Annotated in this window: 17 protein-coding genes; 13 read left to right on the top strand and 4 right to left on the bottom strand. The window is 28.7% G+C overall.

The window, feature by feature from the left end; genetic code table 11:
• The first annotated feature begins 152 nt into the window (after positions 1-152).
• The 9 genes from CLPA_RS01880 (at position 153) to CLPA_RS01920 (ending at position 8,382) form a co-directional block, all read left to right on the top strand.
• On the top strand, positions 153-1,715 hold the full coding sequence (locus CLPA_RS01880; protein ID WP_003441068.1) for a glycoside hydrolase family 32 protein: 1,563 nt from the start codon (positions 153-155) through the stop codon (positions 1,713-1,715).
• Positions 1,716-1,952: 237 nt separating this feature from the next.
• On the top strand, positions 1,953-2,189 hold the full coding sequence (locus CLPA_RS01885; RefSeq protein ID WP_003441069.1) for a helix-turn-helix transcriptional regulator: 237 nt from the start codon (positions 1,953-1,955) through the stop codon (positions 2,187-2,189).
• Positions 2,190-2,648: a peptide deformylase gene (gene def, locus CLPA_RS01890; RefSeq protein WP_003441070.1), complete on the top strand. Its 459-nt coding sequence runs from the start codon at positions 2,190-2,192 to the stop codon at positions 2,646-2,648.
• Positions 2,649-3,078: 430 nt separating this feature from the next.
• Entirely contained in the window at positions 3,079-4,011 is a 933-nt protein-coding gene (locus tag CLPA_RS01895; protein ID WP_003441071.1) for an ABC transporter ATP-binding protein, read from the top strand.
• A gap of 29 nt (positions 4,012-4,040) precedes the next feature.
• Positions 4,041-4,880 carry an ABC transporter permease gene (locus CLPA_RS01900; RefSeq protein ID WP_003441072.1) on the top strand — a complete coding sequence of 280 codons (840 nt, stop codon included), beginning with the start codon at positions 4,041-4,043 and terminating at the stop codon, positions 4,878-4,880.
• Positions 4,877-5,977, top strand: coding sequence for an ABC transporter permease (locus CLPA_RS01905; protein WP_003441073.1), 1,101 nt, complete (start codon positions 4,877-4,879; stop codon positions 5,975-5,977). Before CLPA_RS01900 ends, CLPA_RS01905 begins: the two co-directional genes overlap by 4 nt.
• A 71-nt stretch (positions 5,978-6,048) precedes the next feature.
• Positions 6,049-7,158, top strand: coding sequence for a sensor histidine kinase (locus CLPA_RS01910; RefSeq protein ID WP_003441074.1), 1,110 nt, complete (start codon positions 6,049-6,051; stop codon positions 7,156-7,158).
• Positions 7,136-7,759: a response regulator transcription factor gene (locus CLPA_RS01915; protein ID WP_003441075.1), complete on the top strand. Its 624-nt coding sequence runs from the start codon at positions 7,136-7,138 to the stop codon at positions 7,757-7,759. Before CLPA_RS01910 ends, CLPA_RS01915 begins: the two co-directional genes overlap by 23 nt.
• 23 nt (positions 7,760-7,782) lie before the next feature.
• Complete coding sequence (locus CLPA_RS01920; RefSeq protein ID WP_152982478.1) at positions 7,783-8,382, top strand: hypothetical protein; 600 nt, start codon at positions 7,783-7,785, stop codon at positions 8,380-8,382.
• A gap of 482 nt (positions 8,383-8,864) precedes the next feature.
• Here the strand turns inward: CLPA_RS01920 and CLPA_RS01925 are convergent, their stop codons facing one another.
• Positions 8,865-9,332: a hypothetical protein gene (locus tag CLPA_RS01925; protein WP_003441077.1), complete on the bottom strand. Its 468-nt coding sequence runs from the start codon at positions 9,330-9,332 to the stop codon at positions 8,865-8,867.
• 375 nt (positions 9,333-9,707) lie between these two features.
• Between CLPA_RS01925 and CLPA_RS19955 the strand changes: the two genes are divergently transcribed.
• Entirely contained in the window at positions 9,708-10,712 is a 1,005-nt protein-coding gene (locus tag CLPA_RS19955) for an amidase domain-containing protein (RefSeq protein ID WP_003441078.1), read from the top strand.
• A 100-nt stretch (positions 10,713-10,812) separates the two neighbouring features.
• Positions 10,813-11,001 carry a hypothetical protein gene (locus CLPA_RS20665; protein ID WP_143756623.1) on the top strand — a complete coding sequence of 63 codons (189 nt, stop codon included), beginning with the start codon at positions 10,813-10,815 and terminating at the stop codon, positions 10,999-11,001.
• Positions 11,002-11,334: 333 nt separating this feature from the next.
• Here the strand turns inward: CLPA_RS20665 and CLPA_RS01935 are convergent, their stop codons facing one another.
• From CLPA_RS01935 to CLPA_RS01945, 3 genes are all read right to left on the bottom strand, one after another.
• Positions 11,335-12,993: a HEAT repeat domain-containing protein gene (locus CLPA_RS01935; protein ID WP_003441080.1), complete on the bottom strand. Its 1,659-nt coding sequence runs from the start codon at positions 12,991-12,993 to the stop codon at positions 11,335-11,337.
• A 243-nt stretch (positions 12,994-13,236) separates the two neighbouring features.
• A complete protein-coding gene (locus tag CLPA_RS01940) occupies positions 13,237-14,343 on the bottom strand; it encodes an SPFH domain-containing protein (protein ID WP_003441083.1) in 1,107 nt (368 codons plus the stop codon).
• A 551-nt stretch (positions 14,344-14,894) separates the two neighbouring features.
• Positions 14,895-16,127, bottom strand: a complete 1,233-nt coding sequence (locus CLPA_RS01945) for an RtcB family protein (RefSeq protein ID WP_003441085.1) — start codon at positions 16,125-16,127, stop codon at positions 14,895-14,897.
• Between the two features lie 330 nt (positions 16,128-16,457).
• Here CLPA_RS01945 and CLPA_RS01950 point away from each other — a divergent pair, with 330 nt between their 5' ends.
• A complete protein-coding gene (locus tag CLPA_RS01950) occupies positions 16,458-17,699 on the top strand; it encodes a WYL domain-containing protein (RefSeq protein ID WP_003441087.1) in 1,242 nt (413 codons plus the stop codon).
• Positions 17,699-18,673, top strand: coding sequence for a WYL domain-containing protein (locus CLPA_RS01955; protein WP_003441089.1), 975 nt, complete (start codon positions 17,699-17,701; stop codon positions 18,671-18,673). Before CLPA_RS01950 ends, CLPA_RS01955 begins: the two co-directional genes overlap by 1 nt.
• The last annotated feature ends 3 nt before the right edge of the window (positions 18,674-18,676 follow it).

An 18,676-nucleotide genomic window follows, 5' to 3' on the forward strand; every position in this document is an offset into this window, starting at 1 on the left:
CTACTCATCAGAGTCAAAATAAATGTATAATTTCATATTACAGAAAGAGAATATAAATGAATAATTTCACTTGAAGTTTTATACTTATACTAAGTTTGAATGGATTGTTTAAAGAATAGTCAGTGAATGAAGACATAGAGTGGAGGGATTATATGACAAAAAGAAAAATTGTACTATTATGTATTTTTATTAGTATTTTTTTTGCAATAATAATTGGATTTTTATTTTTTTATAGTAATACAGATAAAGAACCAAAGAAAAAAGTAATTGATGAAAAACCAAACTATAGAGCTGTATATCATTTTACAACTCCTGACAAGTGGAAAAATGATCCCCAAAAGCCCATATTTTTTGATGGGAAATATCATTACTATTATCTCTATAATGGTGAATATCCAAAGGGCAATGGTACAGAGTGGCGTCATGCTACATCAGAAGATTTAGTGCATTGGAGTGATGAAGGCGTAGCAATTCCTAAATTTACTAATAATAATGGAGATGTGTGGTCAGGATCAGTGGTAGTGGATAGTGAAAATACAGCGGGTTTTGGAAAAGATGCTGTGGTGGCTATTTTAACTCAGCCTTCTGGAAAGGATGGTGCTCAACAGCAGCATCTATGGTACAGTACTGATAAGGGAAAGACCTTTAAGTCCTATAGTGATAATCCAGTTATGCCAAATCCAGGAGTAAAGGACTTTAGAGATCCTAAAATTATCTGGAACTCTAAAAGTAATAAGTGGACTATACTATTAGCAGAAGGTAACAAGATAGGTTTTTATGAATCGGATAATCTTAAAGATTGGCAATATACTGGAGGATTTTTTACAAAAGATATAGGTATTGTAGAATGTCCAGATCTATTTATGATGAAGGCTGAGGATGGAGCTTATAAATGGGTTATGGGAGCAAGTGCCAATGGAAAAAGTGTAGGAAAACCGAATACCTATGCCTATTGGACCGGTGATTTCAATGGAAAAGAGTTTATACCAGATGAAAGTGAACCTCAATGGCTGGACTATGGATTTGATTGGTATGCAGGTGTAACTTTTGAAAGCGGCAATATCAGTGAGAGTTTTATAAAACGTTATGCATTAGCTTGGATGAATAACTGGGATTATGCTAATAATACTCCTACTACTAAAGAGAACTTTAATGGCATAGATTCAATTGTAAGAGAGATAAGTCTTAAAAAACAAGATGATAGGTACAGTCTTTTTTCGCAGCCTGTTGAAACTTTGAATGATATTGTAAAATCCACTGAACATTTAAATAGGGTTGAAGTTACGGGAACAAAGACATTAGAATTCACGGGAGAATCCTATGAGCTTGATGCAGATATAAGCTGGGAGGATGCTGAAAATGTAGGATTGAGGCTTAGAGAATCGGAGGATAAAAGCCGTCATATTGATGTGGGAATTTTTGTTGATGGTAAATATTCTTATGTGAACAGAGGATTTACATCACATCCAGATGCTGCTAATAAATATATTGAAAGCAGAGCACCATTTGACACCAGTAAAAAGAAAGTCCATCTTAAAATTATTGTGGATAAAACCAGCATAGAAGTATTTGTAGATGATGGAAAGGTCACTTATTCCAATGAGGCATTTCCTGATTTAAAGGATAAGGGTATAAGTCTTTATTCTATTGGGGGAAAAGCTGTTTTTGAAAATATTCAAATTAAACATTTTGATTCAATTAATGAGAAAGATTAGAAATAATATTTAGTAAAAGAGAGATAAATTCATTTCAGTTTATCTCTTTTTCGCTATAAAGTAATTATGATTTAGATAATAAAATGGATTTTCAATAAAAACTAAATATATATTTTATTTAATATAATTTTTATAGTGTAAAATATTAGCTAAATAATGTGTAATGTACACTTGACATGACTTCAAAGCATTGATATATTAATACATGTAAGGTAAACATTACAGAGGTGATGAGTTTTGAAGAATAGATTAAGAGAATTTAGGGAAGCCTTTGGTCTAACCCAAGAACAATTAGGAAAACTTATAGGAGCATCAAGACAGGCAATTAACTCTATAGAAACGGAAAAGTATGAACCTTCCATATGGCTGGCCTATGATATATCTAAAATTTTTCATAAAACCATAGAAGATATTTTTCTCTTTGAGGAAAGTGAAAGAAAATCAAGAGCACAGCAGAGTAGAGGAGTGGTTTAGATGGCATTAAGACAGATTAGAATTTTTGGAGATGAAATACTTAGAAAAAAGAGCAGAAAAGTTGAAGTGCTAGATGATAAGATAAGACAGATTTTAGATGATATGACTGATACTCTTCACAATTCAGAAAATGGAGCAGCAATAGCAGCACCACAGGTTGGAATATTAAAGAGATTAGTTGTAATAGATATGGGACAAGGACTTATGAAATTAGTTAATCCGAAGATAATAGATAAGGAAGGTCAGCAGGAAGTTATAGAGGGATGTCTTAGTATCCCGAATAAATGGGGAAAACTTATGAGACCTGCAAAGGTAACAGTACAAGCTCTAAATGAAAATGGAGATAAGATTACACTAACAGGTACAGGTGATATGGCAAAATGTTTCTGCCATGAAATAGATCATCTGGATGGCAAATTGTTTACGGATTTTGTTACTGAGTATATAGATGTGGAATGATATAAACAGAGTGTGATGGGAGTATTACGGCTGGTAGTCATCAGATAAAGATGAGGAACGTGTATAGATTTATTTAAATGAATCTATACACGTTCCTTTTTAGTAAATGTAAGTTGTTTTTCACCTGCCTAACTTGGCGTAAGTCTCCAACGCACTCTGCTTGCACTCTGTACAGCCCTCACATAAAATCAAAAATAAGATTTTAGTTCTCTGCTTTTCTTCAAGTGGGAGTTCGACGCCAAGTAAGGCATGCATTTGCAGTTCTAAAATTCAGATGGGGTAAAAGAATCCCCATCTGAATTTTAGAACTTGCTTCAATGTTTTATTATTATTATGACATTTGTCATAGTTAAATTATTCCTCTTGTTACTACTATATATTGTTTATTTATCTTATTATATAAATATAAGTAAAAACAGGGGGAATTAAGATGATACTTGAAGTAAAAAAGCTTGTTAAGAGATATGATGATTTTATAGCTGTAGATAATATAAATCTGTCTATTGAAGAAGGTGAAATATTTGGATTACTGGGACCTAATGGTGCAGGTAAAACTACAACCATTAATACACTCATTGGTATGACAAAAATTGATAGTGGAGAAATTCAAATATTTGGTATGGATATGAAAAAATATGAAAGAGACATTAAAAAGTTTATTGGAATTGTACCTCAGGATATAGCTGTTTATGAAGATTTAACTGCCTACGAAAATCTTTGCTATTTTGGAAGGCTCTATGGTTTAAGAGGAAAGGAATTACAGTATAGAGTTGATAGAGCACTTGAATTTACGGGACTGCTGGATAGAAAAAAGGATTATCCTAAAAAGTTTTCTGGGGGAATGAAGAGGAGGTTAAATATTGCCTGTGCTATAGTGCATCATCCAAAGCTTATTATTATGGATGAACCCACCGTTGGAATAGATCCTCAGTCAAGAAATCATATACTTCAGTCTATCAAAAAACTTAATGAAATGGGGGCAACAATAATATATACTTCACACTACATGGAGGAAGTTGAAGAACTATGTACAAAAATAGTTATAATTGATAAAGGCAGAGTAATAGCAAAAGGTACTAAAGAGGAACTGAAGGATCTTGTAGAAATTAATGAAAAAATAGATATGGAGCTTTCATCTGTTAATTATACTATAGTTGATAATATAAAAAATCTGCATGAAGTAACGGATTGCAGTATAAATGGAAATAGATTAACAGTTATATCTAAAAAACAAAGTAACATCGTTGGGAAAATAATAAATATAGTTTTAGCTGCAAATTCAGAAATAATATCATTAAATGTAAATAAACCTACTCTTGAAAGTGTATTTTTAACTCTAACTGGCAGAAAGCTTAGGGAATGATAATTAATAGATAGATAGGAGATAAGAAGATGAATATATTAACTATAGCTTACTATACGGTAAAGAGGTATTCAAGAAATATAATAGCCATTTTTGCATTTATATTAGCACCTATATTAATTATAAGTATTTTAACAGGATCTACAGAATATAAATCCTATGAAAATATAAATGTACAAGAAATACAAAGTGAGATTTCAAATATCCACATAGATAAAAAGGATAATAATAAAAGCAATTTAAAGGCATTCCTTATAGATATCAATAAGGGAACAATCAATAAAAATCTTAAGATTTCTATAGCATGTACACTTTTTTTTCTCTTTTATGGAGGATTATTAATGAGTTATTCAATAATAGATGACCTTAAGAGTAATGTTCATATAAGGATAAAGTCCTCATCAGTAAGTTTTATAGAAAACTTTATGGGAAAATTTTTAGGTAACATATTAATTTTAATTATCTGTGCATTTATTGATGTGTTAATAATAAAATATGGTCTTAATATAAATTGGAATGGTAATTATTTTATAATATTTTTGTCATTAATACTATTTTTAATTATAGTAAATAGTATTGGAATAATAATTACAGTATTCTTTAAAAATATCTATATCTGTGCATTGATTTTTTTTGCTTTTAACTATTTTATGTTTTTTCCAATAATGGTTAATGCTTTTAATCCTAACAAGAGTGAAATTATTGATATAATGATCAACTTATCTTTTCACAACTATGTGTATAAATCTATTTTAGCAGATATAAGCAATAATATTATTTTATTGCAAAATTCAATGACTATATTGATTGTTATTACCATAATTTTATTTTCAGTGTCATTAATAGCAGGGAGGAGAATTTTAAGATGACTATATTTTTTAACAATATAAAGAGAATACTAAAAAGTAAAATCCAGCTTATAGTACTTTTTATATTACCGTTATTACCTTTAGTTCCTATATGTCTTGATAATTCTGTTTCTATGAATACAATAAAGATTGGTATTGTAGATAATGATAAAACAGAGCTTACATCGACTTTACAATACATTTTAAAGTCACAATTGAAAATTATAGATATTCAGCAAAAAGATATTAACAGCAGTATAAATGAAGCAAAAGCAGATTTTGTTATTAGTATACCAAAAGGCTATACTGATAAAATAATAAATCTTCAAGATATACAAATACAAGGCTATGCAAATAAGGATAAAAATATAACTCCTTTTATGCAGAGATTTATTGATGGGTTTATAAATCCAGTAAAAAATATAGCGAAAGTTTCAAATAAAAATAGTAATATATTTTATGAAGGATTAAAATCTTTTAGGAAAACTGTTATAGAAGAGAGGCAAAAAGCAAAAGCAAAGCCCGTTAAAAAGAATTCAAATACAGCATGGGGAATGATAATTCAATTCTGTATGTTTTCATCTATATTTGCATCTACAACTATAATTACAGATAAGGAAAACAAGACCTTTTTCAGAACATTAAGTTCCCCTGTATCCCTTAGAAATTATATGTTTGAAACTATTTTAAGTTTTTATTTTATAGCTTTACTTCAATTAATAATATTTTCTTCTGTAGTAGTCTTTGGCTTTGGAATAGAAGCAGGGACCTCTTTAATTAACGTAATGTTGGTACTTTTAGTGATAGCTTTGGTAAGTGTTTCTTTTGGGATTGCAGTAAGTTCTATCAGCAGAAATGTGACTAAGGCCACTATGATTGGTATCAGTTTAATAACGGTAATGTGTATGATTGGCGGTGCCTGGGGTATGAAATCCTCGTCAAAAGTTATTCAAAATATTTCCAAGTTAATTCCTGTGACCTGGGCTATGGAGGCAATAGAAAAGCTTATTGATAATAAAGCATTAGGCAGTATGATGCAGGACATAAGTATATTGCTTATTTTTGCAGTTGTGTTTTTCTTTTTAGGAACCTGGAAAAAAGCTGATATTGTAAAATAATATACTTAGTTGCTTCACCTGATTTTTGGTATAATAAAAGTAATTTATTGAAGGATTTGTGAGGTTGTTTTATGAAGCGGGTGAAATATGTTTTCAAACTTATCTTTTTAGTGTATGCAGCTTATAAATTAGGCTTTGAAAATATGTTATCTTTTGAAGAGGTTATCATACTTATTTCTCTTATAGGAATAAATATTTTTAAAGAAAAATATATTGATACCAGTTATTTAATATTTACAAGTTTATTTGTTATAATACTTGGAATAAATTTTAATAATAATTTTGGAATTTTATTAGCTCTAACAGCCTTTGATTTTATATGTAAAGCTAATTATGTAGGTGTATTAATTGTACTAGCTCTTGAAGTTTATTTCTTCAATAATACACAGGATTTTATAATGCTATTAATGACAACTTGTATTTCAAGTTTATTTGCTTATGTGCTTAGAATGTGGGAATTGAAAGAAAAAAATTATAGGAAATTACTTGATGAGGAAAGAGGATTAAGATATGAGCTTGAACAGTATAAGATGCGATTATTAAAATCCTCTAAAGAAGCTGCTCATCTTGCTGAAGTACGGGAAAGAAACAGAATTGCAAGGGAGATACATGATAGCATAGGACATAGTACTACAGCCATTCTTATTCAATTACAAGCAGCTTATAAATTATTTGAAAGAGATGATAAAAAGGCTAAAAGTATAGTGAATATATGCATACATGCACTTTCAGATACTGTTACTCTTCTTAGAGATACTGTTCATAATATTAAACCTGTTGAAAAATTAGGAGTAGAGTATATACAAAATATAATAAAAGATTTCAGTTTTTGCCCTGTAAATTTTAAATTTACAGGTGATTTTAATTCCTTATCTACAAACAATCTTGAAATAACTGCAGCTAATATTAAAGAAGCATTGACCAATGCAGCAAGGCATTCCAGAGCAACAGAAATACAGATATCCATTGATATTAATGAATTATACACAAGGCTTTATATAAAGGATAACGGTGTGGGATGCAGCAATATAAAAGAAGGTTTAGGGATAACTGGTATGCGAGAGAGAATACAGAATATAGGTGGAAATATATCTATTAGTTCTGACAGTGGATTTATAATAGTTTGTATTATTCCAAGGACAAGGGAGGATAATATAGGTGAAAATTTTAATTGTAGATGATGATACTCTGGTGAGAGAGGGCTTAAAGTTAATATTTGAAATTGAAGATGACTTTGAAGTAGTAGGCTTAGCTGCTAATGGACAGGAAGCTTATGAATTATGCAATAAACTACAGCCGGATATTATTCTCATGGATGTAAGAATGCCTGTAATGGATGGAGTATTGGGAACAAAACTTATAAAAAGCAGTTATAAGAACATAAAGATAGTCATATTAACTACTTTTAGGGACGATGAATACATAAAAGAAGCTATAAAAAGTGGTGCTGAGGGATATATTCTTAAAAATCAGCCGGCAGACACCATGATTGAAAGTTTAAGAACTGTAGCTAAGGGGAATTATGTTTTTGAAAAAGAAGTAGCAAATTCAATATCTTCAATGCTTAAGAATCATAATAAAATAGATATTTCTCAGCTTAAAATTTCTACAAGAGAGCTCCAAATACTTCAGCTGGTAGTTGAAGGATTATCAAATAAAGAGATAGCAGAAAAATTATTTATCAGTGATGGTACTGTAAGAAATTATGTTACAGGTCTTCTAGAAAAATTGAATTTCAGGGATAGAACACAACTGGCTATATTTTATGTTAAGAATTTTTGACTATAATACATATAAGTTATTTATTGCCTTCTCAATATATCTTTGGCTTTCCACATATTATGGGAGGGGGCATAGATGAAACGGGTATTTACTGTAGTATATTTGGAAATAAAAAAGCTCCTACTATGCTTGGGGGAAAGGATGGAAAAATAACATCACGTATAAAACGTATAGCGAAAACAATGGAGCAGGCTAATTTAAATCCACAAATATCAACACAAATATTACCTTGGATATTAACTCATTATGCTGAAGCAGCTGGCTTGCTAGGTGGGGTGATGAAAGCTGACTCTGGAAAAGCTTTTGGGGAAGGTACTGAAGTTATGAAGTACACGCTTCTTGCAATTAGGGAAGGACTAGACGTTTGTAAAGCTCGTGGAATAAATGTAGGTAGTATAAAACCACAAAATTTATACTATCTACCTAAATTCATTATTTATAGTCTCACTATATGGATATGCGTCAATAACAGATTGAAAATCTGTGGTATTTCAGTAGCACCTATTAACTTTAAGCCAATAGAAGAAGCATTTCTCTCAATTATAGAGGGATGTCCTACCGGACTCCGTGTTGACGCATTAAAACCAAATTCTCTTGGATCTTTATTAATAAGAGCATCTTGAATATAATAAAGCATTTCATCAGTGAAGGGACTAACAGAACCTCCACGTTGATCATTAATTGCTTTAAGACCAAATTCGTCCCATTTGTGTATATAGCTCAAAACAGAAGCCCTAGAGACCCCTACAATTTCCTCTATTTTAGAGATATGTACACCTAAATAGCTCATAATAATTGTTTTTAAAAAGTTTTGCGAATACTTATTTGTTGAGTTTTTTTCAAAAGTTCTTAATTGATCCAGTGAAATATCTTTTAAATTGGTAACTTTTGTAGCCGTTCTTCCCATAATAATTTTCTCCTTAAGTTTTGCTATCTTCATATTTATTATGGCAAATTATATTGTTTTTAATTCTTTTAGTTTGGGACTGGTTTCACTATATATATATCAATACAATATAAATTTGTTTAATTGAGTAGATAAATATTTATCTACTCAATTAATATAAAATTTTATCTTAATTGAAATTAAGACTGTACTAAAATATTATTTATATATTTTAGGTACTTGATTTTCATTTTCATATTCTTGAATTTTTTCAATATACAGATGGTCTTTATTTTGAGTAACAGTATATACAAGTGGGGTATCTAAAGCTGCAGATACTAACTTTTTTTTAGAATCATATATGCGGATGTCATATATCATATATATATATTTTTTCCCATTAATCTCATGCCTTTTAATTTTATTTGATTCCACTGAAACTTTTAGAGGTTTTTTTATATCTGGATTATTATTAAAAATAGATACAGGAGAATTTAAAGCTTCAAAGGCTTGTTTTGATACAAAATTTTTAATATAAGAATCATATCCATTTTTATAAATAACAACTTCATTTATTAAATTCTTTATATCATTATTTGATTTGTTTAATCTGTATCTGTAGTATGTACTACAAGTGCTAAAAATAGCAATAATTAGTATTATAATTATTAATAGTTTCTTTTTCATAATTATTTATGATTCCTTTCTATACATGATTTTTATTATTAAAATTTACAATTATAGATTATATTATCATATAACCTATTTATAATACAAATTATATATAATATTGACAAATTAATTACATTTATGTATAATATGTAAATTTTACTAAAAATAATAAAAGGAGATGAATAATTTGAAAAAATTATTAAAAGATTTGGATTAATTTTAATATCATCTTTAATAATATTTTCGCCGATTACTAAAGTTCATGCGGAAGAAAATATTGATGATGTAAATCAAGTTAAGGAGGTTATTAATAAATATTTTAATGATGAATATGAATCTATAAAAATTGGACAAGCAATTAATGAAGATAATACTATTTATGATGATAAGTTGAAAGAATTTACAGATTTAAAATATTCTAGAGAAGCATTATGGTATAAAAAACTTGGTAATAAGCTTATAAAATATTCTATTAATATAAATTATATTTCTATAGAATTTAACAAAGATAGTAGTACCATTAATTTATCTAAAGATACTGAATTTTCATTTAGTAATGCTCCAGATGTAGTTTCTAAAGAATTTGATGACAGGCATACAATTGCATTAAAAAAAATAAATAATAAATGGCTTATAGATAAAGATATAGCTAAAAGTGAACTTGATAGTTCAAATAGTAATATTAATATGAAAATTAGCGTTACTAACGCTGTAAATGAATCTAATGCTCTTGATCAAAAAATATCTTCTTTGAAATCACGAAATATTGATAATGATATAAATGAATACAAAGAAATTGAAGGTAAAGTTAAAGTTAAGCAGTCTGAAGAGAAGAAGAATAACAATAATCTAATTAAAACATCAAGTCTTATAACACCAATGGGTTCATATGGAGGACATACATGGCAAGTTGACTATAATCGTATGGCAGCAGTTAATTATGCTCATAAATGGGCAAATTCATATAATCCTCTGTATGTTCACTATGACAGCGATTGTACTAATTTTGTTTCTCAATGTATTTATGCAGGGGCTCCCAAAATGAATCGAAGTGCTGGATGGTATTATTTAACTCCTAGTATAGGAGGGCCTGCTTGGATTAATGTAAAAAATCTTTGGAATTTCTTGATAAATAATAATGGTACAGGACCTATATCAATGGATAATACTCATTATTTAGATATGGATTATGGTGATCCTATCGAATTCTGGAGTTACTATGAAGGAGATTATAGTCATGCTGTTATTGTAACAAAGATAGATGATTATGGTGGTATCTATTATTCTGGTCATTCAAATTTTAGATATGATTATTCATTGTCTTCAGCATATGCGACTGGAGCTTATAATACTTCTAAAACGAGAACAGCTCACATATTTGGATATAATAATTAAGAATGTTAATTATACACAATGCTACTATGTGTAATTGGATAAATAAGAGCAAAGTCTTTAATAAGCTTTGTTCTTATTTTCTCTTCAGGATTGTTCATTTTTGTTTTCAATTGAGTTTTTGGTACCAATTCTAATAAATCTAAATTTAGTGGCAGTGCGACCAATGGGTGTAGCTATGCCATTTTTTAGTTATAGTGGAACATCTACAATAATTAATTCAGATTTGGTAGGGGTTATATGCAGTATCTATGGAAGGAAAAATTTAAGTAAATCTTTAGTAGAGAATTAAAAATATTAATCTCAATTTGTGTATTATTAAATTAAGTGATAATAGACAGTAAAATATGGATAAATAGAGAAGGAAAATCTTTGGTTAAAGTAGAGTCTCCTTCTATTAGTTTATTAAGCTTTAATATATAATTTATATCTGATTAACCCCTCTTGTGTCAGTTCAGCAAAAAGGTCAGGATTGGTAAGTAAATGCGTAAATTTATATATGGAAAAAAAGACTTAAAAGTACAAGCTTTAATTTTTTATGATTATAGCAATATAATTTTATTTGGCAACTCTATTAATTTCAAAAATAAAACCATTTTGAGTATTGAAAGTATGTATCGTCAAGCTAAAATACTCTCAATATAGCTTCTATTTGAACTCTATTACTACTATTTAATTTATTATCTACCTCCATATATAATTTCCTAATATTATCAATTTGATCTTTTTTAAGAGAAATGAAACTCCCATTAAACTTATTGATCCATGATTCTATTTCATCATTAATTATTTGAACATAAGTATTACTTGATATTTTTAACATTTTTAATAACTGCATTATTGAAATCCATTTAGGATAGTAATTTATTACTTTTATTAGATTTATATAAACATGAGTTTCATATACTTCAGACTCAAACAATTGAAATATCATATTTTCATCAAAGGATAGAATATCATTCTCTAAACATTTTGTTGCATTATTTGATTCACTTATATTATCTGAGATTAGCTTATCAAGAACATATTGTGTTCCTTCTTTCGGATTCAACATATATATAGTAATTAATGCTATTTTTCTAACCTTAACATTTTCGTCATTAAGATATTTGAAAATATACTTGACATCCTCCTGTGCTCCCGTTTCTCTAATTCCAAATAGTACTCCATATAAATTATAATTACTCTTATCTATTTCTCTTAAATACATTTCTCTAAAGTCCGCAATCCCCTTTTTCTTAAGTTTATATCTGGCATAATCTCTCACGGTATACGATTTATCATATAAAAATGGTATAAGTGCTTTATGAAGATCTAGAACATTGATTTTTTCTAATATATCAATTGCTGCTACTCTGCATATTACATTTTTATTTTGTCTCAATACTTTAAAAATGACCCATGAATTATATCTATTCATAATTTCTTCAATTTTTTCAATTGCAGTTCTAAGGATAATAATATCTTTACTTTTTAGTCCCATATTAATAACTAAATTATCTGTTGTATTAATTCTTAGCAAATATTTAAAAAGCTTTCTTTTAACTAATATTTCTTCACTATTTTTATAAATATTAAGCAGTAAATCATAATTTCTCTGATCAATAATAAAATCTTCTAGTTTAAATAATATACCTGAATAATCGCTACGCCCCCAACTATTCATCCTATCTATAATTGGTAAACATTCGATAATATCTTTTAAATAATCATCTCTTATATACTTAATTAATTCTTTGTTAGCAAGATTTCTAACCTCTTTAACCCAATCATTAACCCTTATCATTATAAATTTGATTTTAAAACCATCTTCAAATTCTGATAATTTCTTTAATGCATCTTCTCGTACATACCCGTTTGGATGCAAAGTTAAAACTGATAATATATAAATTGCTTCTTTTCCAAAACAATTTGTTAAATCAAATCTATACTTATTGGCTTCTCTATAATTTTTTTCAATTTCACAATCAATAGAATAATAATAGTAACTACTTCTAAAATGTTCTGCAAAGAACAACAATTCCTTAATGGTCAAATCATCTATTATTCTCTTTAAGTGCTTTAATGCCTTTGAAGCAACAACAAAATCTTTATCAAAACATAAAACAAGTAAATATTTCATAAGTCTAATATTATCAACATCTTGAATTTTGTCTAACTCTTCAACAAATATATTTCTTCTCTTTCTAGATAGTAGTATCAATCTTTTTTTATCATAATTTAATAATTTTTTTAGGGACTCATATGTCTTTGAATCCATATCTTTATAAGGTTCCTTATTCATATTTACCTCCTTACCAGCTAAAATTTCCATATATAAGAATAACTAATAAATAATTTACTCTCTTGTTTATTAACATTTTTTCTAATCTAACTTTTGTATTTCATTGCTGTACAGAGTATAAGTAGAGAAGTAAAATCTTGGCTTTGTGTAAATTGCTATACATAGTACTATGTGAGTATTAGCGAATAATCATAGGGGAAAGAAATTTATAGATAGAAAATAAAGACTTATGATTTTAAGCCTTTACTTCTGGCACAACAGCTCATTTAATTGTCCTAAAAGATTACTCCCACCTGAAATTGATATATTGCCAACCTTATCACATATCTTTTCCAAGTACTCCATTTCTTTAAGTTTGTAAAGTGTTTCATTTTCATCCAAAAGTTTTGCCGTATTTAATAGGCTTCTTGTAGATGCAACCTCTTCACGCCTTGATATCACATTGGCTTGTGCTTTCTTTTCTGCAATTAAAACAGTATTCATTATATCTCTGATTTCTCCAGGCAATATGATATCCTTTATACCGGCATCAATAAATTCAACATAATATTCCCCTTGCTTTTCTTTAAGCTTTGAGAGTATAAAACCTGCAATCTCATCTTTTTGGTTTAAAAGTTCATCAAACTTAAATCTTCCAACATACTCACGAAGAACCATTTGAGAAAAAATATAAATTTGTGTTTTATAATCTTTGATTTCAGATATAAGCTTAACAGCATCTATTATTTTAAAACTGCATACAAAATTGATACGTAAAGAAACTCTATCTGTAGTTAGAATTTCTTGACCTGAAATATCCAGTTGTTGAATTCTTACGTCAATAAGTTCAAAGGTCACTTTAATTTTGCTATTCCAAAAGAAATAAATACCACTTGAAAGTTCTCTTTGAAATTTGCTATCAAAGTATACAACTGCTTTTTCGCCTTCAGAAACCTCAATTTTAATATAGAGCTTTTCAGTAATATATTTAAATATATTTTTATCAATCTCCTTCTTAACTTCTGGATTTGATATATCAATAACATCAAAGGTATGCTTCTTTAAAATATTCCAAAAAGCATATTCGCCACTTGTAAGAGTGTCTGTTATTCTTCCATCTATATAATGTATGGCTACTTTATTGTCAGGTACATTTATAACTGTTACACTTTTCTCAAAATTTTCATCCTTTGTAAGCACATTAATATCAATTCCTGCTGTATTAACAACCTGACTGCTGTCTATACTTACTTTTGCTATTGTATAACCCATCCATGATAAATAGGAGTGCTTACCTGAATTCAACATTTTTATAAATTTACCATACTTAAATAAGTATCCTCTTTCGTTTTCATTAATAATAATCTTCATAATATTAACCTCTTTTACTAATAAAATTTTGATATAAGCTGTAATGCTCACATAATCTCTGCGGAATTTTAGTTAAATCATATAAAAAATATCAAGTCAAAGCTGCTGACCATATTTTTTATATGCCTAGCTCATATTAATTTACCTCGGCTCCTTCACATTTCAGTAAAGTCATGGAAATAAAAAATACAAAGCGGTATCCCTAAAATTTCAAGGCATTAATTACATCATTATAGTAGTGAATTCTTATGTCTACCTTTAATGTATACTATAATTGAGCACTACAGCTTAACACCATTTAATCTAAGACTTGGAAGGTCTTATTTTGAGAAGGTTTTAAACCTAAACATAAAACATCGTCTGATTACTCTACCAACTGAGATAACTGTATAGTCACAGTAGGGGATTCGAACCCCTGACACATCAGGTAATGACAATTATTTCGGAATACTAAGAAGTTAATACCTCTAGCACCGTAAAGCCTTAAAAAGCTTTTACATAGAAATAATATGCCAAATATATAAAAAGCTTTCGCCTATATATTTTAATAACTATCCTTTAACAACGCCAACTGTTTTGAGTTTTTTTAATGGATCAACTAAATCAGTTTGATTAAGCATAACTTCATCTATGTTCTTATATGCAAAACGGCTTTCCTCAGCCACGTCATTTTTTTTATTTTTACCTAATATTATTCCTGATTTTTTAAGATCATTCATAACTTCTTCTGTAGTAAAATTTTTCATTGCAGCCTTTCTTGAATATCTTCTTCCTGCACCATGAGAGGAGGAACAAAAGCTTTCTTTATTTCCCTTTCCCTGTACAATATAACTGTAGGAGCCCATAGCTCCAGGAATAACAGCTAGTTCACCCTGTTTTGCTCTTGTTGCACCCTTTCTATGAACCCAAACATTTTTGCAATAATGATTTTCAAGACTTGCATAATTATGATGACAGTTAATTTCCAATGTATATTCAATATTAAGATCAGTATATTTCTCCAGCCATTTTTCTATAATAATTGTAACGGCTGTTATCATTTTTTCCCTGTTTTCATAAGCAAAATCAAGAGCTAAATTCATCCAATCTATATATCTTTTACCTTCATCAGTATCTACAGGCAAAAAAGCCAATCTGTATTCCAATGGTACAGCTGAATGCCATTTTTCATTGAGTTCTCTTGCCATTTTATTAAAATGATCACATACTCTTCTCCCAAAATTACGACTTCCTGAATGAAGCATTATACCTAAATTTCCTTCTTCATCTTCTTGAAGTTCAATAAAGTGATTTCCACCTCCAAGAGTTCCTATTTGAAAGTATCCATCTTCAATCTGATCCAAAAGTTCAACATCCTTTTCATATTTATTCATTTCATTTTTGGCTTTATCAAGTGTATAGGAGCTTTGTATTGTCTTGTGATGTTTAAAGGAAACAGGTATATTTCTTAATATGTCTCCAATAATTCCCTGAATCAATGATCCATTTGGAGTTTTAATATCTTTTATATACTGTACCTTTATATTAGTTCCTACAAAAGCCATGCCACAACCTATATCTACACCAACAGCATTTGGAATAATAACTCCTTCAGCTGCAATGACTCCACCTATGGGCATTCCCTTTCCAGTATGTGTATCCGGCATAAGTGATACCCACTTATGTATAAAGGGAAGTTGAGATAGATTGTATGCTTGTTCAAGGCAGCTTTCCTCTATACTAGTCTCACCTTGAAGCCATATTTTAATTGGATGTTTTGTTTTTTTACTGCAAATGACAAACATATAGGTCACTCCTTGTTTATAATCTAAGATAAGCTATATAAATAGAGTTTTAATATCCTTTTGTGATACTTAACATCGTTATCCATGAACATAATCTCTCTTTATCCCCACAAATATGGGAGTATTAGATATGGTAGTCATCGGATAAAATTATTAATTGTTGAAGTTGAAGTGGCTTATCTATGTTTTAATATTAACATCACAAATAATAGTTTCCATTTAAAAAAAGTTGCGAACTTACTTTATTAATTGATTTTAAATTTATAAATTGATAGAATAAAATTTAATTGAGTATAATATCTTATACCTAAACACAGGAAGGTCAATTATATGAAGAATTTTTCAGAACTAATTAAAAACTTTGATAAAATTAGAGATTATATGAGAGATTTTTTTGTATATGGCTTTAAATCCAGAAGTAATTTTACTCAAAAAAGTCTCCGCACCTATGATAATGAGAAAAGAAGAATTGAAAGTTATCTAGGTGATTGCATAAAATATAACAATATGAATGGAGAAAAAAATACTTTTATCTCCTTAGACAGCTCCAGTGTAACTGAAAATCCCCTTTATTCTGTTTGGAAGGCAAAGAGTTTCACAAACAATGATATAATGCTTCATTTCTATTTACTGGATATATTAACATATGAATCTTTACTTGATATAGAACAATTGTCAGATAAAATTTGTGAGAGATATAGTACATGCTTTGACACTCAAACAGTAAGAAATAAAGTTAAAGAATCTGTAAAAGAGGGAATTTTAAACTCCTGCAAGCAGGGGAGAAAATTATACTATTCTCTATCAAGGGATTTTCTTAAAACATTAGTGAATAACTATGATGATATAATAGATGCTTTAAAATACTATCAGGCAATAGCACCTTTTGGTGTTATAGGCAGCTATATTCTTGACAATGAAGAAAATAAAAATGATATTTTCCACTTTAAACATCATTTTGTTGTCCATACACTAGAAGATAAAGTTCTACTTGAGATTTTAAAAGCCATAAATGAAAAAAGAGAGATAAATTTTATTAATAAAAGTCCACGTAGTGAATATATACTAAAAGTTTCTGGTGTACCCCTTAAAATATTTGTAAGTAATCAAACTGGCAGGCGTTACGTTAATATATACAATAAGAAAAGAAAGCGTTTTGTAAATTACAGATTGGATTACATAAAGTCCGTTAATATATTGGATATATGTATAGAGTATGATTTTTTTAAGCAGAAACTGGAGAAAAATTTGGATAAATGCTGGGGAGTATCCTTTGGCAATAGCATTAGAGGTAAGACATTTTATGCTAAGTTTTATGTTGATGAGGAAAGGGAACTGTATATACTTGATCGCATAAAGAAAGAAGGTCGAAAGGGTACACTTAAAAAAGTTGATAAAAATATCTATATTTATTCAAAGGAAATCTTTGATACAAATGAAATAATGTCCTGGATAAAGAGTTTTACGGGAAGAATTATATCTATTGAAAGCGGAGACAAATTTGTAGATGAAAGATTTTATAGCGATATGAAAAAGATGAAAGAAATGTATTTAGGTGGTGATACTGACTGATGGAACTATTTTCTGAAATTTACAATTGTTATTATAATGTAATAACAAAAATTTTAAATACCTGTAGTAACACTCCTATTTCCAAAGAGGATATAAGCAAAATTATTAAGGATAATGCTTTCTGTGAAAGTGCTTTTTATATATTTCCAAAACTTATAGATGGGGATTGGAATTTGATTACACAGGATAAAGAAAAATTTGTATCAAAATTAAAGGGAACCATTAAAAGGCCTGTAACACTTTTGGAAAAAGCCTGGTTAAAATCACTAATTCAAGATAAAAGAATATCATTATTTTTAAAGGATGAGCAAATTAGAGTTTTAGATGAATATCTATCTGAAATTGAACCTCTGTTTAATGTAAATGACTTTTACAACTACGATACTTTTTCAGATGGTGATGATTATGAGAATCCTGAATATATACGTAATTTTCGATCCATATTATCCGCTTTTAAAAGTAAACAAGCTGTAACAATATCCTTTGAAAGCAGTAAGGGTAATCGTATCACAGGAAATTATATCCCTGTAAAAATAGAGTATTCAAATAAAAATGATAAATTTAGAGTTCACACTTTTAGAATATACCATGGGAAAATTAGAAATACTGAAATAATAAATATAGGAAGAGTTAAAAGTGTACAGGCCTCTAAGGAAAGTTTTAATTTTAGTCTAAATATTGATATTTATGAAAAAATCAATAAATGCAAAGAACCTGTTGTAATAGAAATATCTGATGAACGTAATGCATTGGAGAGGTGTATGCTAAATTTTGCAAGTTTTCAAAAACATACAGAATACCATAAAGATACTCAAAAGTATATAACTTATATTTATTATGATATGAAGGATGAAACTGAACTATTAATACGGATACTTTCCTTTGGTCCTGTAATAAAAGTGTTAGGTCCTGATAGATTTTTAAATATTTTAAAGAAGAGAATAAAAAGACAGGTAGAGTTGATGGAAATTTAGTGA

The organism is Clostridium pasteurianum DSM 525 = ATCC 6013, from assembly GCF_000807255.1.
Classification (GTDB): domain Bacteria; phylum Bacillota; class Clostridia; order Clostridiales; family Clostridiaceae; genus Clostridium_I; species Clostridium_I pasteurianum.